19 protein-coding genes are annotated in these 18,316 nt (G+C 70.1%); 6 read left to right on the top strand and 13 right to left on the bottom strand.

Annotated elements, in window-relative coordinates; all coding sequences use genetic code 11:
• Positions 1-12: 12 nt before the first annotated feature.
• The 4 genes from K6T50_RS02310 to K6T50_RS02295 all read right to left on the bottom strand — a co-directional run bounded on the left by K6T50_RS02310 (position 13) and on the right by K6T50_RS02295 (position 4,007).
• The gene (locus tag K6T50_RS02310; protein ID WP_222607824.1) at positions 13-1,950 is read right to left on the bottom strand and encodes a DEAD/DEAH box helicase; all 1,938 of its coding nucleotides are present in this window, start codon (positions 1,948-1,950) and stop codon (positions 13-15) included.
• Positions 1,951-2,034: 84 nt separating this feature from the next.
• Positions 2,035-2,667, bottom strand: coding sequence for a hypothetical protein (locus tag K6T50_RS02305; protein WP_225935355.1), 633 nt, complete (start codon positions 2,665-2,667; stop codon positions 2,035-2,037).
• Between the two features lie 153 nt (positions 2,668-2,820).
• Positions 2,821-3,381: a TATA-box-binding protein gene (locus K6T50_RS02300; RefSeq protein WP_159668101.1), complete on the bottom strand. Its 561-nt coding sequence runs from the start codon at positions 3,379-3,381 to the stop codon at positions 2,821-2,823.
• A 77-nt stretch (positions 3,382-3,458) separates the two neighbouring features.
• Positions 3,459-4,007, bottom strand: coding sequence for a hypothetical protein (locus K6T50_RS02295; RefSeq protein ID WP_222607823.1), 549 nt, complete (start codon positions 4,005-4,007; stop codon positions 3,459-3,461).
• Between the two features lie 96 nt (positions 4,008-4,103).
• Between K6T50_RS02295 and K6T50_RS02290 the strand changes: the two genes are divergently transcribed.
• The gene (locus tag K6T50_RS02290; RefSeq protein ID WP_222607822.1) at positions 4,104-4,997 is read left to right on the top strand and encodes a hypothetical protein; all 894 of its coding nucleotides are present in this window, start codon (positions 4,104-4,106) and stop codon (positions 4,995-4,997) included.
• Positions 4,998-5,041: 44 nt separating this feature from the next.
• On the opposite strand, the gene K6T50_RS02285 is transcribed toward K6T50_RS02290, so the two are convergent.
• The 4 genes from K6T50_RS02285 to K6T50_RS02270 all read right to left on the bottom strand — a co-directional run bounded on the left by K6T50_RS02285 (position 5,042) and on the right by K6T50_RS02270 (position 8,349).
• Positions 5,042-5,419 (bottom strand): DUF8124 family protein, encoded by a 378-nt coding sequence (locus K6T50_RS02285; RefSeq protein ID WP_222607821.1) that lies wholly within the window; start codon positions 5,417-5,419, stop codon positions 5,042-5,044.
• Positions 5,420-5,499: 80 nt separating this feature from the next.
• On the bottom strand, positions 5,500-5,802 hold the full coding sequence (locus K6T50_RS02280) for a DUF7967 family protein (protein WP_222607820.1): 303 nt from the start codon (positions 5,800-5,802) through the stop codon (positions 5,500-5,502).
• 313 nt (positions 5,803-6,115) lie between these two features.
• Positions 6,116-7,591 (bottom strand): MATE family efflux transporter, encoded by a 1,476-nt coding sequence (locus K6T50_RS02275; protein WP_222607819.1) that lies wholly within the window; start codon positions 7,589-7,591, stop codon positions 6,116-6,118.
• On the bottom strand, positions 7,588-8,349 hold the full coding sequence (locus tag K6T50_RS02270; protein ID WP_222607818.1) for a TetR/AcrR family transcriptional regulator: 762 nt from the start codon (positions 8,347-8,349) through the stop codon (positions 7,588-7,590). Before K6T50_RS02270 ends, K6T50_RS02275 begins: the two co-directional genes overlap by 4 nt.
• A gap of 217 nt (positions 8,350-8,566) precedes the next feature.
• Between K6T50_RS02270 and K6T50_RS02265 the strand changes: the two genes are divergently transcribed.
• Complete coding sequence (locus K6T50_RS02265) at positions 8,567-9,880, top strand: phosphoribosylamine--glycine ligase (protein WP_222607817.1); 1,314 nt, start codon at positions 8,567-8,569, stop codon at positions 9,878-9,880.
• On the top strand, positions 9,881-10,006 hold the full coding sequence (locus K6T50_RS19105; protein ID WP_275673109.1) for a hypothetical protein: 126 nt from the start codon (positions 9,881-9,883) through the stop codon (positions 10,004-10,006).
• Between the two features lie 47 nt (positions 10,007-10,053).
• Here K6T50_RS19105 and K6T50_RS02260 read toward each other — a convergent pair whose 3' ends face one another.
• The 4 genes from K6T50_RS02260 to K6T50_RS02245 all read right to left on the bottom strand — a co-directional run bounded on the left by K6T50_RS02260 (position 10,054) and on the right by K6T50_RS02245 (position 12,545).
• Entirely contained in the window at positions 10,054-10,248 is a 195-nt protein-coding gene (locus K6T50_RS02260) for a hypothetical protein (protein WP_222607816.1), read from the bottom strand.
• Positions 10,249-10,383: 135 nt separating this feature from the next.
• Entirely contained in the window at positions 10,384-11,112 is a 729-nt protein-coding gene (locus K6T50_RS02255; protein WP_222607815.1) for an energy-coupling factor transporter transmembrane component T family protein, read from the bottom strand.
• On the bottom strand, positions 11,106-11,954 hold the full coding sequence (locus tag K6T50_RS02250; RefSeq protein WP_222607814.1) for an energy-coupling factor ABC transporter ATP-binding protein: 849 nt from the start codon (positions 11,952-11,954) through the stop codon (positions 11,106-11,108). The genes K6T50_RS02255 and K6T50_RS02250 overlap by 7 nt, the downstream gene beginning before the upstream one ends.
• Before the next feature lie 9 nt (positions 11,955-11,963).
• The gene (locus K6T50_RS02245) at positions 11,964-12,545 is read right to left on the bottom strand and encodes a biotin transporter BioY (protein WP_222607813.1); all 582 of its coding nucleotides are present in this window, start codon (positions 12,543-12,545) and stop codon (positions 11,964-11,966) included.
• Positions 12,546-12,665: 120 nt separating this feature from the next.
• Here K6T50_RS02245 and K6T50_RS02240 point away from each other — a divergent pair, with 120 nt between their 5' ends.
• Entirely contained in the window at positions 12,666-13,646 is a 981-nt protein-coding gene (locus K6T50_RS02240) for a winged helix-turn-helix domain-containing protein (protein WP_222607812.1), read from the top strand.
• Between the two features lie 54 nt (positions 13,647-13,700).
• Here the strand turns inward: K6T50_RS02240 and K6T50_RS02235 are convergent, their stop codons facing one another.
• Positions 13,701-14,489, bottom strand: a complete 789-nt coding sequence (locus K6T50_RS02235) for an N-acyl homoserine lactonase family protein (RefSeq protein ID WP_222607811.1) — start codon at positions 14,487-14,489, stop codon at positions 13,701-13,703.
• A 299-nt stretch (positions 14,490-14,788) separates the two neighbouring features.
• Here K6T50_RS02235 and K6T50_RS02230 point away from each other — a divergent pair, with 299 nt between their 5' ends.
• Entirely contained in the window at positions 14,789-15,463 is a 675-nt protein-coding gene (locus K6T50_RS02230; RefSeq protein ID WP_222607810.1) for a DUF7504 family protein, read from the top strand.
• A 183-nt stretch (positions 15,464-15,646) separates the two neighbouring features.
• Positions 15,647-17,605 (top strand): helix-turn-helix transcriptional regulator, encoded by a 1,959-nt coding sequence (locus K6T50_RS02225; protein WP_222607809.1) that lies wholly within the window; start codon positions 15,647-15,649, stop codon positions 17,603-17,605.
• Positions 17,606-18,316: the final 711 nt, after the last annotated feature.

Here is an 18,316-nt window from a genome sequence, read left to right as displayed (position 1 = left end):
CGCCGGCGTCGGCTACTCGACGGTCCGCTCGTGGACGCGGATCCCCTTCTCCGCGAGGTGGTTCATCTGCCGCTGTGCGAAGTCCTCCTCGCTGGTCCCCCGGGTCGCGAGCACGTACACGAGCGCCGATCCCGCGGGACGCATCGTCCGCCCTGCACGCTGTGCGCCCTGTCGGCGACTCCCCCCGAGCCCGGACGCGACGACCGCCAGCTCCGCGTTCGGGAGGTCGATCCCCTCGTCGGCGATCCGCGAAACGACGAGCGTCCGGCGCTCGCCCTGCCGGAACTCCTCGAACAGACGCTGTCGGACGTGGTGGCGCGTCTCCCCGGAGACGAACGGGACGCCCAACTCGGCCGCGAGCGCCTCGCCCTGATCGAGGTAGTCGACGAACACGAGCGCCTTCGCGTCGCCGTGACGCTCGCGCAGGCGACGCACCTCGTCGGCCTTCGCGGGGTTTCGTGCGGCGGCCATGTGGCGCTGGCGGCCGTCGGCGCTGGCCCACTCGTTTTCGGCCTCGTCGTCGCGCCACGGGACGTACCGGATCTCGACTTCCGGCTCTTGAACGAACCCGGCGTCGAACAGCGCGCCCCAGTCGGTGCCGATGGGCGGCCCGATGAGCGTGAATATCTCCTCCTCGTTGTCGTCCTCCCGTATCGGGGTCGCGGACAGGCCGAGGCGATGTTTGCTCTGGAGGTCGGCGGAGCGTTTGAACACCGGGCTGGGGATGTGGTGGCACTCGTCGTAGACGATCAGCCCCCACTCGCGGGAGTCGAACAGCGAGCGGTGCCGGTCCATCCCGGCGGTCTGATAGGTGGCGATCGTCACCGGCGCGATCTCCTTTTCGCCGCCGTGGTACTCGCCGATATCGGCGTCCTCGAGGTCGGTGTGGGCGAGGATCTCGGAACGCCACTGTCCGGCGAGTTCCCGGGAGGGGACGAGGATCAGCGTCTCGCCGCCGACCGCCTCCAGGGCGCCCAACGCGGCGACGGTCTTGCCCGACCCCGGCGGCGCGACGAACACGCCCGCGCGCTGCTCGGTGAAGCGGTCGACCCAGTCCGTCTGGTACGCGCGGAGGTCCGCCTCCAGCGTCACGTCGAGGGGGTCGCCCGATTCGAGGTCGCGCTCGTCGATGACGGGGTAGCCCGCCTCGTAGAGGACGCGCTTCACGTGGCCGATCTCTTCGTCGTTCACCCACGACTCGGTGTCCGAAAGCTCCGCCTGCAGCGCCGACCCGTCGAGCTTCTGGCGGGCGACGTTGCCCATCAGCTCCTCGCGGTCGGCCTCGAGGATCACGTAGCCGTCCTCGTGGGTGCGAAGGCGGAACTGCCGCGCGCGCTTCCACTGGTTTTCCGCCCATTCCTCCAGATGCGGCGAGCGCCGCGGCAGCACCGACCGCATCCGCGCGAGCAACTCGGCGAACTCCTCGAACGGCGCCGCCCAGATGTCCTCCTGGCGGATCTCATAGAGGTAGCCGCGGGTGCCGGGTTCGGTCCCGGTCGAGTCGACGAGGTGGGCGAAGTCCGCGAGCATCGCGCGGGTGTACTGCGTCGGCTGGTCCACCACGATCTGCCGGCGCGTCGGGAACATCACCACCCGCTCGCGCTCGGCGAGGTCGCCCCAGCTGCTCGGGTAGTACACCACCGGGTCCGCCTCCACGTCGACGCGCTCGACGGACCCCTCCGCGGCGAGCGCGTCGAGGTGGTCGCGCGCCGCCGCCTGCGTGCGGTCGGTCTCGCGTGCGACCCCCGAGGCGGTGAGCACCGGGCGTCCCGCCGCCTCGACGGCGTCGTAGAAGCCGTCGATCGTGAGGTCGGCGGGGGTCTCGTCGGCGACGCCCTCGTTGACGATGTCGTCGTCCGTGCCGACGCCGTCGTCGTCGTTCACGTTGACGCCGTCGCCGTCCTCGTCGACGCCACCGCCCACGGGCGGCTCGTCGCCGTCGTCAGTCATTGCTCGCGGTACGTCGCCGGCGCGTAAAGGAACCGCGCTCGGCGGCCGGCTCCGGCGGACGCCGAGAAGCGGTGTCCCCCGCGGTCAGCGCGCGCCGCAGGGAAGCTCGCACAGCTCGCGCTTCGAGCGGAACCGCGCGCCGCAGTCGACGCAGTCGACGTGCCCGTCGCCGGCGCCGGTGCGGACGCGGTGGCCGCCGACCGTGAACGGACGGGTGACGACGCGCGGCCGGATCCGCCCGGGGATCTGCCGCTCCTTGTGTTCCGAGAGGTCCGCGCGCAGCTGGATCGTGTTGATGTCGGCCTCGTCCCAGCGGTCGGACGCCGTCGCCGCGTCCCAGTCGGCGATCTCCGTCCAGCCGGTGACCAGCACCGGCGAGGGGGTCTCCGTGTCGCCGACGACGATCACGTAGCGAACGCCGTCGCGCACGAGCGCGAACCGCCAGCCGTCGGAGGTGTTCCACCGGAGCTGGCCGTTCCTGATAGCCTCACCTGCCACTGGGAGGGTGATGTACCGACCCTGCTGGCGCAGGCGGCGTCGGAAGTGGTCCGTCTGCGCGTACCGTCCGGGGTCGCGTTCGGGCGGCGCGGAAACGTCACGCGCCCGTTCGGGTGTGTCGGGCGAGCGGGTGCGTGCCCGGGTGTTCGTGGACGAGCCGCCGCGACCGGTGTGCGCCGACGCCGTTGGAGCGTCGGCGGCGCCCTGTCGGGAAGCCACTATGTCGGGGCATGTGCCCTCCGAGTATATACTTATTTCCCCGACAACACGGCGTTCGGACGGCGATCGGGTCGCGGACCGAACGGTAGGCGGTCGCTACCGTGGCCGCGGGGAACCGTGGGAGGGAGGGCCTACCCGGAGAGGGTGAGGGGCCTACCCGAGGAGGCCGAGCGCCTCGATGCGGTCGACGATCTCCTCGACCGCCTCCTCGGCGTCGTCGGTGCGTTTGCCGCCCGTGATGACGATCTTCCCCGAGCCGAACAGGAGGATCACCACGTCCGGCTCGTCCATCCGGTAGACGAGGCCGGGGAACTGCTCGGGCTCGTACTCCACGTCCTCCAGCCCGAGCCCGATCGCGAGGGCGTTGAGGTTGAGCTGGTGGCCCAGGTCGGCCGAGGAGACGATGTTCTGGACGGTGATGTCCGGGTCGTCCTCGACCGGGATCTTCAGCCCGCGGAGCTTCTCGAAGATGATCCCGAGGGCCTCGTGCACGTCGTCGATGCTCTTGGCGCCCGTGCAGACGATCTTCCCGGAGCGGAAGATGAGGGCGGCCGCCTTCGGCTCCTGCGTTCGGTACACCAGCCCGGGGAAGTTGTCCGGGTTGAAGTCCGCGCCCGGGAGGTCCTCGGCCAGGGCTTCGAGGTCGAGCTCCTGCCCGATCCCCGTCGATGCTACAACGTTCTGAATCTCGATGGATTCTGCCGGGTCCGTCATGCGTCGTCGTTCCTCTGCGTTCTTTTATAAACCGCGGGGTTATAAAGCCGGGTGTCTCCGCGGTCGCCGCCCCCCGGTCACCGCTCGCTCGGGGGGTCGTTCACCGCCCCGTCCGATCCGCCGCGCTCGGCGACCAGCCGCCGGACCGATGCCGTCCCGCATTCGGCGAGCGACGCGGCGTCCGAGGGCGACAGGTCGAACCGCTCGCAGGCGACGGCGGCGCCGACTACCGCCGGCGGACCGCCGGCATCGTCTGCGTTGAACGGACGTGGCTCGGTCGCCGCCGCGGACGGCGATGCGGCCGGGAGTTCGTTCTCCGGTCCGGAACGGAGCCCGTTCCACGCGCCCAGCACCACCGAAAGCGTCATCGACGGCGCGTCCGAGGACGTGCCAGTCCGGGTTCGCGACGCCGATTTGGGTTCGCGATCGCGGTCGGAGGCGTCCCCAAGCCGACCGAGTCCCGAATCGCGGTCGGAGCGTCGCCCCCGGACCGGTTCGAGCGCGCCGACGAGCGCCAGCGCGTCACGCGACTCGCCGGCCGTCAGCGCGTGCTCGACGGCGGCGTTCTGCACGGCCTCGAACGGCCGGTTCGGGTCGCGTTCGCCCGCGGTATGCTCCTCGCTCATTGCCCGTGTACGTGGACGAGTTCGACGGTGTGCGACATCACTTCCGATATCTGTCCCAGTAAATTTATGTCTGGTGCGTGTGCCGTTGATACTGTTATGTCCGGGGAGGTACTCGAGCGATCGGTCGGCGCGATCCACGCCGACGGGGCGTCGCTCGCGAGGGCGGCCGCCGCCGCCGGCGGGGTTCATCTCGCCTTGCTCGCCGACCGGTCGGTCGACGAGTGGCACCACGCCGTCGAGGCGGCGGGGCCGTCCTCGCCCTCTCGTTCGTACCTCGTCGGCGTCGACGAGACGGTCCGCGGCGACGCGGTCGCCACCTCGCCGGCGTCCGCCGGTCGGCCGATCGGCGGCGGGGTCGTCGTCGACACCGTCGAGGCCCCGCTTCCCGATCCGGTCGAATACCTCCACACCGCGTTGGCCGACCTCGACGACGAGCTGGACGCCGGCGGAACGGTCGTCGTCGACGATCTCGGCGCGCTCGTTCCAGAGGGCGCGGATGTCGACGCGACCGTCTCGGAGCTCGTCGACGTGGCCGCGTCCGCCGGCGTGCAGTTCCATACGACCGCGGCCGCCCCCGACAGCGCTGTCGACGCCGACGGCGGATCCGATGCCGCCCTCTCGGCGCTCTCGCGGCGGCTCCCGGCCGCAGCCGACGACGCGGAGCGGGCGATCACCGAGCGACTGATCTCCCACCTCCGTCGCAGCGACCCGACCAACTTCGGATACCTCCGGCAGCACTGGCGCGAGGCGCGCCGCGGGCTGACCGCGGTGGAGATGAGCTATCCGCAGTCGAAACAGATCCACGCGAGCATTCCCGACCCGGAGACGACGCCCCGAACGCTGGGCGCGGCGCTACAGGGGCTCGTCACCCTCGGCGCGCTCGACGTCTGGGGCGACACCGTCGCGGCGAACCGCTACGACCTCACCCGCTATGACCCCGCCCGCGTCGACGCGATCGGCTCGTCGCTGGACGCGCTGGACGACGGCTGAGAGCACGCTCGACGCCCTCGGCGGGCTGCACCGCAATCAGGCGATTATTCCCCCGGTACTGCGAGCGAGCGATCGACCACGTCGCCGTCGGGTCGCATCGTCACCGTGCCGAGCGTCGCCGTCTCCCCCTCGTCGGTCGTCCGCGCGACCGCCCGCAGCGTCTCCTGCTGGTCGAGCGTCTCCCACGTCACCTGCTCGATCAGTCGCTGGAACTCGTCGGGATCGTTCCACCCCGAGTCGATCGCCGACGGGACGTGGACGACGAACTGAAACTCCTCGCTCGTCACGTGGATGCCGACGCCGAACGTGTCGCCGTCGGACCTCCCCTCGTCGTCGGAACCCTCCTCGCCGTCTGACGCGTTCTCGCAGTCTGACGCGTTATCAACGTCGACCGCCGTCGCGTCGGGCCCGTCGTCGCTCATTGCACACGGATACTCGGCGAGCGCGCAAGAGTCCGTCGGGCTCTGGGCGGTCGCCTCCCGCCCGACGGGTCGGCCGGCACTCAGACGTGATCGTCCGGGTCGTGAGCGGCGGCCATTCTCGTCGCCTCCGCGGCGTAACGCTCGCGATCGCCCTCGTCGGTCGTTCCGAGCTCGTCCGCGGGAACGACCAGCGAGACGGGCGTCTCGCGCTCGTCGTCGAAGCTCGTCAACGCGCGCTCCTTCCGGAAGTAGCGCTCGCCGGTCTCGTCGGCGTACACGAGGATAACGAGGTTCAACTCGTCGTCGCCGTAGGTCCGTTCCACGAGCCAGACGCGGACGGTATCGTCTCCGTCGACGGCTCCGTCGTCGAGGTCGGTGCTCACGTCCGAAACGTCGTCGCGGCCGGACAAAAACGGCCCGTCGACTCCCGGAGCCGGGGATCCGGCCGTCCGTTCGACTCCGGTTCGACTCCGTCGTACGGAACGGGGTCGGTGTCCTATCGGGGGGACGACGCGAACGTTCATATCCGATACCGGGACCAGGCCCGACATCATCTGAATCCGGCCGCGGGGCGCACGCGGGTGCGCGACGCCTCGTCCCGCGGATCGCGACGGCGTCGCCTGTCAGCACAGCGTGAAGCCGAGTAGGTACACCCACGGACCGTACGGGAGCGGAGGCGCCGTCAGTTGTGCTCGGTCAGTCGTCGGTCGGCGAGAGGGCGGCGTCGGAGGGCTCGTCGTCCTCGTCGCCGACGGGGACCTCCCCGCGAGGGTCGGCGTCGCGCCAGGTGCCGCGACGGTACCAGAGGTACGCGATGACGGCGCCGGCGGCGTTCGAGACGGCGAAGGACATCCAGATCCCCGTCGAGTCGAACGCGGGCAGCGGCAGCCCGAGGATGTCCGGGCGCGCGAGCCCCAGCGCCACCGGGAGGCGGATGAACCCGAGCATCAGGATCGAGATGGCGGCGGCGGTCATCGTCTTGCCGGCGCCCCGGAAGCTCCCGGTGTAGGCGCGCATCACGCCGATGAACCCGAACGTCGGCGCGACCCACCGCAGGAAGTCGGCGGTCACCGCGACGACGGCCGGATCGTCGGTGAACACCGCGGCGATGGGACGGGCGCCGAGGATCACCACGATCCCGAGCGTGCCGAGTATCGCGAACATCGTCTTGGCGGCGATCCCGGCGGCCGTCGCGGCGCGGTCGGGCTTGTCGGCGCCGATGTTCTGCCCCGTCATCGTCTCCACGCCGCGAGCGACGGCGATGGCGGGGAGGAAGATGACCGAGAACACGCGCACGCCGATCCCGTACCCGGCGACGACGGTCGTCGGGAACAGCCCGACGATGACGAGCATCAGGTTCACCGACAGCGACCGGCCGGTCCCCTCGATCGAGGCGGGAACGCCGATCCGGACGATCTTCCTCGCGTACGAGAGGTTGGGAACCATCTCGCGGGGGGTGATCTGCACGCCACGCGTGCCACGGAGCATGATCGCCATGCCGACGACGAACGCGAGCGCCCGCGAGAAGATCGTCGCGTAGGCGGCGCCTTCGACGCCGAGTTCCGGGAAGATCCACCACCCGAAGATGAGGAACGGGTCGATGACGATGTTCACGATCACCGTGAGCAGCATCACCAGCATCGGCGTGATCGTGTCGCCGTAGCCGCGCATGAGCGCGGTGAATACGAAGAAGCCGAACATGAACACCAGCCCCGAGGAGATGACCCGCATGTACTCCGTCGCGAGCGGGAGCACGTCGGGCGACGCCCCGAGCAGCCCGAGCAGGTCGCCGACGACGAAGTAGCCGACGCCGCCGAGCACGAGCGAGACGATCACCGCGAACGAGACGGTCTGCGAGGCGGCGTACTTCGCCTCCGCCTCCTCGCCCGCACCGATGTGTTGGGCCACGAGCACCGAGCCCGCGACGGTGATCCCCATCCCCAGCGAGAACAGGAGGAACACCATCGGGAACGCGAACGAGATCGCCGCCAGCGCCTCGGTGCTGTATCGGCCGAGCCACAGAGTGTCCGCGAGGTTGTACGCTGTCTGGAGGAGGTTGGTGACGACGATGGGCAGCGAGAGGTAAAACAGCGGCTTCCCGATGCTGCCGTCGGTGAGGTCGAACTCGTCTCGACCCTTGAACACCGACGAAAGTCGGTCGCGGGCGCTCATTCGCGCGACACCTCGTCGCTGTCGTCGGCGTCGTCGTCGGCGTCAGCGTCGGCACCGTCGTCGATGTCCGCGTCGCCGGCGGCGGTGCCGTCGGTCGCGTCCTCGTCGAGTGCGTCATCGTCGTCGTCGGCCAGCGCCGGCGCATCGGGCGACTCCGCACTGACGGGAACGGTCGCGTCCTCGACGAGCATGTCGAGGAGGTCGTCGATCAGGTGCTCGCGCATCGTCACCACGTCCGCGCCGATGGCGGCCGCGCGGGTCCACGTCCCGTGGATGTAGGTGAGGACGTGCTCCGCGACCTCCTCGGGGTCGGTCTCCTCGTCGTACTGTCCGGCGTCGATCGCCGCCCGAACGAGACCGGCGATCTCCGCGCGCAGATCGGCGTCGAAGCGCCGTAGTATCTCGCGATAGCCGTCGCGATACGGCGCCTGCGCTTTGATCTCCATGAACGCCGTGTTGAACTGCTGGTCGGACTCGTCGTCCACCGGGTCAAGCACGCGGCGAACCAGCGCCACCAGCTTCGTCACGGGGGACCCGTCCGGATGGTCCGCGATCTTCTCCGCGAACCCCTCGTGGAGGTACGCGAGGAACTCCCGGAACAGGTCGTCCTTGCCGTCGAAGTGGTAGTGGAGGGCTGCCTTGCTCTTGTCCGTCTCGTCGGCGATGTCCTGCATGGTGAGGTCGGCGTACCCGTGCCTACACAGCGCGCGGTACGTCGCCTCCATGAACTCCGTCTGCGTGTCTTGCTCCTGACTCATCGGTGGTTCGGGGTGCGGCGGGCGGGTGTGCCGTGGCGGTCCGCGAGGACCGGTCGCCGCGTCTGCCCTAACTAACTGGCCAGTCAGTCAAAAAGTGTTCGGCTTCGGAACGGTCCGGGATGCGGTACCGTCACACGGGAGTGGATCGGCCGGATCCGCCTCTCGTCGGCGACCGGATCGTCGCCGGGTATAATCCCGTCCGCGCCGTCGTATCCGCATGGACCGCCACAACTTCCTGTTCGTCTCCGCCGACGCCGCGCTGATCACCGACCTCGCGTGGCAAGTCCACGATGAGGGTCACGACGTCCGGTACTACATCGAGGCGGAGCGCGACGGGGAGATCGGCGACGGGTTCGTCCCCAAGACCGACGACTGGCGCGCGGAGGTCGAGTGGGCCGACGTGATCGTCTTCGACGACATCTGGGTCGGCTCCGACATCGGTACGGGGGAACTCGCCCGGGAACTCCGCGAGGAGGGGAAGGCCGTCGTCGGGGGGACGCCCTCAACCGACCGTCTCGAGGAGGACCGCGGGTACGCGATGGAGATCCTGGAGGAGCACGGCGTCGACACCATCGAACACCACGTCTTCCACGACTTCGACGAGGCCGCCCGCCACGTCCAGGCGAACCCGGCGCCGTACGTGATCAAACCGCTCGGGGAGGTCCAGAACGTCAAACGGCTCCTCTACGTCGGCAACGAGGACGACGGCAGCGACGTGGTCGACGTGCTCCGTGCCTACAAGAAGGCGTGGGGCCACCGGATGAAGGGGTTTCAGCTCCAACGGAAGGTCGAGGGCGTCGAGGTCGCGATCTGCGGGTTCTTCGACGGCAACGGGTTCGTCGACCACGTCAACTTCAATTTCGAGCACAAGAAGCTGTTCCCGGGGAACATCGGCCCCTCGACCGGCGAGATGGGAACGTCGATGTTCTGGGCCGGCCAGAACAAGCTGTTCGAGGAGACACTCGGCAAGCTGGAGGACTGGCTCGCCGAGGAGGGGTACGTCGGAAGTATCGACATCAACTGCATCGTCAACGAGAACGGCATCTACCCCCTGGAGTTCACCCCCCGGTTCGGCTACCCGACGATCGCGTTGCAGGAGGAGTCGTTCGAGTCCCCGACTGGACAGTTCTTCTTCGATCTCGCCCACGGCTACGACCCCGAACTGGACGTCCACAACGGCTACCAGATCGGCGTCCGCGTCGTCCTGCCGCCGTTCCCGTTCGACGACGAGACGACCTACGACGAGAACTCACGGAACGCGGCCGTCGTGTTCGACATCGAGGACCGCGACGGCATCCACCTGGAGGACACGAAGCGGGTGGACGGACAGTGGCGCGTCGCCGGCGACAGCGGGATGCCGCTCGTCGTGACGGGCAAGGGGGACACGATGGGGGCCGCCCGCGAGCAGGCGTACGGCCGCATCGACGACATCGTGATCCCGAACATGTACTACCGCGACGACATCGGCGAGCGGTGGATCGACGGCGACGGCGACCGACTGCAGGCGTGGGGCTACCTCGGGCCGGCGTGAGTGTCGGACACCGCGTTCGAGGAGGTCGCCGTCGCCCACGACCTCACCCGCAGGCGGGTCGCGCTCGCGTGGCTGCTCGCTCGTTCGGACGAAGAGGTAATCCGACTCGACGGCGCCGGCGAGTGACGTGACGGTCGCGATCGGTGCCGTTTACGCGGTCGGCGCGGGCCGTCTCAGGCCGTGCGCCACGACCGCAGGTCCATGACGACGACGGCGGAGACGGCCGCGAGCGCGACGAGCGCGCCGGCGGTCACCGCCACGCTCGGCGCGAACACGAGCCCGTAGATGAGCATCAACAGCGCCGTCGCGGCGACGACCATCACGACCAGGTAGCGGATCAGCCAGTCCTCAGCCTCGCGCTCACTCATTGTTGTCCGGAGGTTGCTTCTCGATCCGGTAAAAGCGCGTCGGCATGCGACCGGGTCGTTCGGTGGCGGTCGCGACATCGCCGGGACTGCGTCGCCGTGACCACACCGACTCGATGGCTTCGAGACAGCGGCGCGCTACCACGCCGCCGCCGCGACCGCCGGCCACGCGGCCGACGCCGCGAGCGCGAGCGCGAGCGCCAGCGCCGCGGCGTCGTCGCGGCCGAACGTCGACTCGGGCGGGGTCGGGTTCCACGAGAGACACCGCGCGCGGAGCGCGACGGCCAGCCGGTCGGTGCGCGTGAGGGCCCGGTTCAGCCCCGCGGTCGCGACGATCCGCACCCGTTCCCGGATCGACCGCTCGTCGCCGAGACGGGCGGCCATCGCCTCGCGCGTCCGGGCGAGGTCTGCCTGCAACACCGGGAGGAAGCGGAACACGAGCCCGACGCCCAGCCCGAGGAGCCGCCCCGGCTTGCCGGGCACGAGGCGCCCGACGGCGGCCTCCGACTCGCGGACGGGCGTCGTCCGGACGTACGCCGCGACCAGCGCGAGCAGCAGCAGCGTCCGGTAGGCCGCGAGCGTCGGGCCGACCGCCGCGGCAGGGTCGACCCACGGCGCCGTGAGCTGTAGCGATTCGATCGCGGGGGCTGCCGCCAGAAACGGGAGCACGCCGCGGTACTCCGCGAACACGACGCCGGGCGGCGTCGCCGAAAGCGCCAGCAACCCGAGCACGAGCGCGGTGAGCGCCGCCAACCCCACGGGGTCGGTGTAGGCGAACGCCGCCCCCGCGAACGTCGCCTGCAGGAGCAGCTTGCTGCGCGCGTCGAGCCGGTGGCCGACCGAGTCGCCCGGCTCGTAGGTCAGCATCGCTCGGGCAGACGGGCGGGGGGGTCCGGTCGACGGACCGGGAGGTCGTCGAGCGCCTCGACGGCCGCGGACGGGGGCGCGTCGACCGCCACCGCGCCGTCGTCGAGCACGACGAGCCGGTCGGCCGGGTCGAGCACGTCGCGCAGGTCGTGGGTCACGAGGACGATCCCGGTGCCGTCGCGGTTGAGTTCGACGAGGTGCGCGAGGACGGACTCGCGGGCCGGCTCGTCGAGCCCCGTGAACGGCTCGTCGAGGACGAGATGGCTCGGCTCCATCGCGAGCGCGCCGGCGACGGCGGCACGCTCCTGTTCGCCGCCGGAGAGCCGGTCGATGCGCTCGTCGCCGCGGCCGGCCAAGTTCACCGCCGCCAGCGCGCGCTTGACCCGGGCGTCGATCTCCGCTCTGGGGAGGCCGAGGTTCTCCGGGCCGAACGCCACGTCGCGGGCGACCGTCGCGGCGACGAAGCAGTCACGCGGCTCCTGGAACACCATCCCGACGCGTGTCCGGGCGGCGACGAGGTCGTCGCCGACGGGGTCACCGTCGACGAGCACCTCGCCCCCGTCGGGGTCGAGCAGGCCGTTGAAGTGCCGCACGAGCGTCGACTTTCCGGAGCCGTTGGCCCCCGCGAGCACGAGGAACTCGCCGTCCGGAATCTGCAGCGACACGTCGCGGACGGCGGTCGCTCCGGCGCCGGCGTCGCTGTCGTCGTTGCCGCTGTCGTCGTCATCGGCGTCGTCGCCTCCGGTGGACGCGTCGTCGCCCGCGCCGGACGCGTCGGCGTCGCGCGAGCCGGTCCGTTCGCCGTTCCCGTAGCGGTGCGTGAGGTCGTGAACCTCGATCACGGCTCGGGACTACCGGGCGACGACGGCGTCGCTGCGGACGATCGCCACCGTCGCCGCCGCCTTGATCGCCTCCGCGGGGACGAACGGAACCGCCGCCGCCAGCACCGCGGTCACGAGGGTCACGTCGCCGACGACCGCGTAGCCGAGAGTTCCGAACGCGTAGATCACGAGCGTTCCGACCGTCATCGACCCGACGAGGCGACCGATGCTGACCGACCCCGGGTCGACCAGGTCGCCCGCGCCGTGGACGCCCGCGCCGACGACGGCGGCCGCGAACGGGTACGACCACAGGTAGCCGCCCCACTGCCCGAACAGCGACCCGAGGCCGGCGGACCCGTACGCGAACACCGGCGCGCCCACCGCCCCCGCGACGACGTAGATGACCATCGACGCGGCGCCCCACACGGGGCCGAGGAACACCCCGGCGAGGAACACGCCCAACACCTGCAGGGTGAACGGCACCGAGGTCACCGGAAGCTGAAACGACACGTACGCGAACACGCCGGTCAACGCCGCGAACAGCGCGGCCCGCGCCACGTTGGCGGCGATCTCCTCGCCGACGAGGTCGACGTCCTCCGTTGCGGTACTCATGTGCCAGGCCGTAAACCGAGTCTTCGGTTAGGCTTTACGGAACGTTCCGGGCGACCGCCGATCGCCGCATCCCGTCGGGCCGGAGCCACGCTTATGGCCGCGGCCCGCCGAGTCGAGCGTATGTCGGACGACGCCCCCCTCGGCGAGTCGCCCGAACCTGTCGCCGAGGAGGAGCCGTCCTCGGACCCCCAGGCGGACCGACAGTCGCCCGAGGACTCGTTCGCGGTCGTCGCCAACGACACGCGGCTGTCGATCCTCCGCGAGCTTCACGACCGAGTCGCGGTCGCCGACCGCACCGAGTACACCGTCCCGTTCACCGAGCTCCGCGAGGCGGTCGGCGAGCCCGACAGCGGGAAGTTCAGCTACCACCTCAACCAACTGCTCGGCGAGTTCGTCGAGAAGCGGCCCGAGGGGTACGCCATCCTGTACCCCGGAACGGAGCTGGTCCGGACGGTGAAAAGCGGTGCCGTCGGTCCCACCGAACACGCCGTTTCGGAACCGACCAGCGCGTCGTGTTATCTGTGTGGAGCGCCGGTGTGCGTGGCGTACACGTACGGGTACGTCTCGGGACAGTGTACGGACTGCCGGGGCGCGCTCGGGTTCGATTACATGCCGGAGGGGACGCTGAGTTCGATACCCGTCCCGGGAGCCGCCGTCGGCGACGAGATCGAGGCGGCACCGGAGGCGCTCCTGGACCGCGTTCACGGCAGGTTCTGTCACCGTGCTCGGACGTTCGGCGACGGGAGCTGTCCGCGCTGTGGCGGCCGAACCGAGTCACGCATTCGGGTGTGCACGGAGCACGACGCGAGCGACGGCCCGTGTGTCGAGTGCGGCACGACCATGTCCGCGACGGTCCAGGTGACCTGTGAGGTGTGCTCCGAGGGCGGGATCTCACCCGCGGCGTGCATGGTCAGCCATCGGGCTCCCTTCCGCGAGGCGCTGGCGGCCGCTGGCGTCGACAGCTTGGGGTACGACGCCTTCGCCGTCACCGCCGGATGGACCGTACACGTCGTCGACGGCGACGAGCCGGCCGTCGAGTACGACCTTGCCGCCGGGCGGGTTCGGGTGGTCGTCGACGGCGACATCCGGATCCTCCGGTAGCGGAACGGGACGAACGCCGCCGGCGCGGCGGTCTCACACCGCGGCCGTGGTCGGTCAGTAGCGTGCCGCGAGCGTCTCGAACCGGTCGAGGTCGTGGCCGTACAGCACGTCCGCGTCGGTTCGCCGCTCCAACTCGCGGAGCGTCTCCAAGCTCTCGCGCCAGTCCCGCTCGCTCCACAGCAGGCCCGGCCCCAGCGGCGCGCCCTCGGCGTAGTTGGCGTCGACGTAACACTCGTCGCCGGCGACGAGGAGGGTCCCCTCAGGGGTCTCGATCCGGGCCCCGAGGAGCCCCGGGGTGTGCCCCGGAAGGTGGAGCAGCTCGAACCCCTCGGCGAGCGTGTGGCGGTGGCGATGGACCACGCGCCAGTTCAGGTCGCCGTCGAAGTCGGACGCGAGGTACGCGATCGACCCCTCGTCGGTGTGTGCCGAGTAGAAGGCGAACTGGAGTTCGTCGCGGTGGACGTACACCGGGGTGTCGGTGCCCGCGAACGCGTCGAGTTCGCCCGCGTGATCGAGGTGGAGATGGCTCATTACCACCGCGTCGATGTCGGCGAGGTCGTACCCCGCGTGCGCGAGATCGCCCTCCAGGGGGTGCTCGTTCGCGTCGTGTGCCTCGAAGGCGCCGTACAGCGGGTCGGGCCAGTACTCCGCGGCGTCGGTCGGGACGCCCGTGTCCCACAGGTACGTCCGGCCGTCGGCCTCGACGACGGCGTTCCAGACGACGAACTCGACGCGGGTGTGTTCCGGCTCCGGTTCCGCCGCGCTGGCCATCGACGCGCCGTCGACCACGTACGCCCGGTCCGCACGGACCCGCCCGCGGTCGACGAGGGTCACCTCCGGCATGGCTACCGACTGGGGCGCCGGGTGCTTGAACGTACGCGTCGTGCGGTCGGAGTGTCGCGCTGTGAGGCTCCGAATACCGTACAACAACGCTCCGGCTCCCGTGCTACAAGGCTCGGGCTACCGTGTTGCAACGATCCGGAACGACACCGTTTCGCTCCGTTGCACGGTCGGATCCGGCCCGTCGTTCGACCGGTCCGATCGGCCGCGTGCAACGAAGTGGAACGGACGCCTACACCCGGTGAAACGGGCCGGAACGACCGTTGGGGGTTTTATTGTCCCCTCCCATCGGAGCGGTTGCCATGTCAGGAACGCCGTCGCGAGCGGGACACGATCCGACGCACCCGGTCGAGGGCTCGTCGGACGCCGACACGCTCGTCCTCGCCGCACCGTCCGCCATCGGGGGCCACTGCCCGTGCTCGAGAGAGGCACACGACGGGACGGCCGCGGCGACGGGGACGAGCGGGTTCCTTCGCGTGGCGTTCACCCGGGGCGGGCTGTCGCCGCCCGAGGAATGGGTTCGCGCGGCTGGGGACGGCGCCGACGTGCGCGTGGTCGACTCGACCCCGTGCTCCGTCGGCGGCGACGAGTCGGGCGAGCGTGAGGGTGAGAAGGGGGTGGTCACCGTCACCGCGTCCGGGCCCGCGAACCTCACCGACGTGGGCGTGCGGGTCACCGACGCGCTCGACGACATGGACGTGACCGCCGGCGACACCGGCGGGGGATCGGGCGGACCGGTGTGTTGTCTCGGGTCGCTGACGGCGCTGTTGCAGTACGTCGACGCCCGGGAAGCGTACCGGTTCGTGAACGCCGTTACGGCCCGCGTGGCGTCGCTCGGGGGATCGACCCACGCACACATCGAACCGGCGGCACACGACCGGCGAACCATCGACACGATGGCGTCGCTGTTCGATATCGTCGCCGAGCCGTCGTCGGCCGGGGACGGCCTGGATGTCGTCAGGAGCCGGCGACGGTAAGGAGCCGAAGATCGAATGATTGGATACCGATAGGTTACTCAATAACCAGCGTACGTAACAGTGATCGAAACGGTACGGTAGCGGACCGTTGCGGACTGTTTCGGATCGTTTCGGACAGTTTCATTCCGTGAGACGCGGCGAGAAAGCGTTAAGCCCCTCCCGGAGAAGCCCGCAACGAGGGGGATGTGCGCGAGACAAACTGATGGCCCCGTGACCCCGGCGCTGGCTGCAGTTGTAATCGTGGTCGCGGTCCTGGGCGGCACACTCGTCGGCGCCGCCACGTTCGCCGGCGGGGGAGCGGCCGCGGTCACCGGCGCCGGAGCGGCCGACGCGCGTCCGGCGGGGGAGGTCGCGATCACCGAGAGCGGCTTCGCTGACGGCGACGTGGTACTCGAACGCGACGGAACCGCGTACCTGTGGTACGACGAGCCCGCCCGGTTCACGCTGTTGCTCGAAACGGGCCAGGGAGACGGCGAGGGCTACTACGAGGCGTGCCTCCGGTCCCGCGGCGACGACGGGAGCGTCCGCGAGATCGCCTGCGAGTCGCTCGTCCTCTCGGGCGGCACCACCACAGAGGTCACCTTCCGCGTCGATTCGTGGGCGGCCGGCGGGACCGGCGGCCGAACGATCGAGGCGGTGATCACTCCCGACACGCTCGATGCCGAAGTCGCCGCGAACGCGACCCACGAGGTCTCCGTGATCCGGAAGGAGGCCGATCCGGACGGCGACGGGGCGACGACCCGTCGCGAGATCGCCGCAGGGACCGACTTCGACGACCCCGACACCGACGACGACGGCCTGGTCGACGGCTTGGAGCTCGACACCTACGACACCGACCCGCTCGTCGCCGACACCGACGGCGACGGCCTCGACGACGGGACGGAGATACACGAGACGCGGACCGACCCGACGGCGACCGACACGGACGGGGACGGGCTCTCCGACGCCCGCGAGATCGAGGAAACGGGGACGAACCCGACCAAAGTCGACACGGACGGTGACGGGCTCTCGGACGGCCGCGAGGTGCGCGTCCACGAGACGGACCCGACCGAGGTCGACACGGACGGCGACGGGCTCGTCGACGGCGCGGAAGTGAACGACCACGACACGAACCCGACGGACCCCGACACTGACGACGACGGGCTCTCGGACACCCACGAGATCCACGGAACCGGGACGGACCCCAACTCCGCCGACACGGACGGCGACGGCCTGTCCGACGGCCGCGAGATGCACGAGCTCCGGACGGACCCGACGGCGGTCGACACCGACGGCGACGGGCTGCACGACGGGGCGGAGGTGTCCGAGTACGGGACCGACCCGCTCGTGGTCGACACCGACGGCGACGGCCTCGCTGACGGCGAGGAGGTGAACCGCTACGGGACCGACCCGCTCGCGGCGGACACCGACGGCGACGGCGTTCCGGACGCCCAGGAGGTCGACGAGGGCGCGGTGGCGCCGTGGGTCGTCGGGGTCGGAACGTCGTTCGCGGTCGTCGCGGCGGCGCTCGGCACGATCGTGCTCATGTGGCTCGTGCGCGACCGCTGGCTCCCCCTCGTCCCGGCCCGCGTTCGCGAGTCGGTTCGAACGTCGCGGGCGCTCGACCGGGTCGGATCGGCGGTTCCGACGACCCGCGTCGACGCCGCGGTTCGAACGATCCGGGACGCCGGTCGACGGCTGCGCTCGGCGGCGGCGGCCGCGCGTGCGGCCGCGGTCGATCCCGATTCGTCGCCCACGAACGCGACGGAGGCCGACGGGGGACACGCGGTCGCCGACGAACACGACGGCGACGATGGGCAGCGTACCGACCCGGGTGCTGCCGCCGACGGCAGCGCCGAATCGGGGGACGGGGCGGACTCGGATGACGCCGGCGGTGCGGATCGAACCGCCGCCGTACACGACCCGCGGGCGCTCACTCCCGAGGAGGAGGTGGAGTCAGTGTTGGCGGCGAACGGCGGCCGCCTCAAGCAGTCGGAGATCGTCGAGCGCACCGGATGGTCGAAATCGAAGGTGAGTCGGACGCTGTCGCGGATGGACGACGCCGGCGCCATCGAGAAGACGACGATCGGTCGCGGGAACGTGATCTCCCTGCCCGAGCACACCCCCGACGGGGCCCGTTCGCCCTTCGAGGACGACGAGTGATCGAGCCGGTCGCGTCAGTCGCTTCGGTACGCTTCTCTGAGGGGGGAGGATCCTCGGAACCCGTTCGGACGGTCCTGATCGGTCGAACTCCCTCGTGACTCGACGGTATCGCGGCGGGTGGTTCTCGTGGCGGATGACCCCGCCGGAAGCACTCGAAACTCGGTGTGAGGAGGGGTCGACGAGACGGTGTGTGACCGTGGACGTACCGTCGTCGATGCGGACGGTCGGTACGCCGACGACTCGGTCGCCCGGCCCCCGCCTGTGAAGCACTTGCAAAGTGGTGTGGTCGAGTCGGCCACCCTCTGACACCAGTTTTCGTGTGCTTTTCCGACGAGGGAGCGGGGTGGGGTCGAGGCGGGACGCTCTCGCGTATAATATATCGGTATCGATCCTAGCTAGAAGAAGAAGACGGTACCGAGCGTACGCCGGAAATTCGGTGCACTCCGGCACCGACTTATGATCTCGAAGCAACAGGACTCGGCCATTTATATACCGGACTTCGAACGGAGCGACCTCGTCGGGGTCAAGCCAACGTTCGTTCACACAAGCACTCGAAATCCGGTGTGAGGGAGGTCGACGGGGCGGACCGACGACTGTCGCGGATCCGCCGTCACCTCACGGTGCGTTCGATCCCCGCACTCTCACGGATGCGGTCTGAGACCCCGATCCTGGACGGATCCACTACGCAGTCGGATTGTTCGAGTGCGATAA

This window comes from Halobaculum magnesiiphilum, assembly GCF_019823105.1.
GTDB lineage: Archaea > Halobacteriota > Halobacteria > Halobacteriales > Haloferacaceae > Halobaculum > Halobaculum magnesiiphilum.
This window is presented reverse-complemented; position numbering and strand designations above follow the sequence as displayed.

What these genes read in the sequence shown, in the direction of transcription:
- K6T50_RS02310 (WP_222607824.1), bottom strand. Translation starts at nt 1,950, where the DNA reads ATGACTGACGACGGCGACGAGCCGCCCGTGGGCGGTGGCGTCGACGAG.
- K6T50_RS02300 (WP_159668101.1), bottom strand. Translation starts at nt 3,381, where the DNA reads ATGACGGACCCGGCAGAATCCATCGAGATTCAGAACGTTGTAGCATCG.
- K6T50_RS02295 (WP_222607823.1), bottom strand. Translation starts at nt 4,007, where the DNA reads ATGAGCGAGGAGCATACCGCGGGCGAACGCGACCCGAACCGGCCGTTC.
- K6T50_RS02290 (WP_222607822.1), top strand. Translation starts at nt 4,104, where the DNA reads ATGTCCGGGGAGGTACTCGAGCGATCGGTCGGCGCGATCCACGCCGAC.
- K6T50_RS02285 (WP_222607821.1), bottom strand. Translation starts at nt 5,419, where the DNA reads ATGAGCGACGACGGGCCCGACGCGACGGCGGTCGACGTTGATAACGCG.
- K6T50_RS02275 (WP_222607819.1), bottom strand. Translation starts at nt 7,591, where the DNA reads ATGAGCGCCCGCGACCGACTTTCGTCGGTGTTCAAGGGTCGAGACGAG.
- K6T50_RS02270 (WP_222607818.1), bottom strand. Translation starts at nt 8,349, where the DNA reads ATGAGTCAGGAGCAAGACACGCAGACGGAGTTCATGGAGGCGACGTAC.
- K6T50_RS02265 (WP_222607817.1), top strand. Translation starts at nt 8,567, where the DNA reads ATGGACCGCCACAACTTCCTGTTCGTCTCCGCCGACGCCGCGCTGATC.
- K6T50_RS02260 (WP_222607816.1), bottom strand. Translation starts at nt 10,248, where the DNA reads ATGAGTGAGCGCGAGGCTGAGGACTGGCTGATCCGCTACCTGGTCGTG.
- K6T50_RS02255 (WP_222607815.1), bottom strand. Translation starts at nt 11,112, where the DNA reads ATGCTGACCTACGAGCCGGGCGACTCGGTCGGCCACCGGCTCGACGCG.
- K6T50_RS02245 (WP_222607813.1), bottom strand. Translation starts at nt 12,545, where the DNA reads ATGAGTACCGCAACGGAGGACGTCGACCTCGTCGGCGAGGAGATCGCC.
- K6T50_RS02240 (WP_222607812.1), top strand. Translation starts at nt 12,666, where the DNA reads ATGTCGGACGACGCCCCCCTCGGCGAGTCGCCCGAACCTGTCGCCGAG.
- K6T50_RS02235 (WP_222607811.1), bottom strand. Translation starts at nt 14,489, where the DNA reads ATGCCGGAGGTGACCCTCGTCGACCGCGGGCGGGTCCGTGCGGACCGG.
- K6T50_RS02230 (WP_222607810.1), top strand. Translation starts at nt 14,789, where the DNA reads ATGTCAGGAACGCCGTCGCGAGCGGGACACGATCCGACGCACCCGGTC.
- K6T50_RS02225 (WP_222607809.1), top strand. Translation starts at nt 15,647, where the DNA reads ATGTGCGCGAGACAAACTGATGGCCCCGTGACCCCGGCGCTGGCTGCA.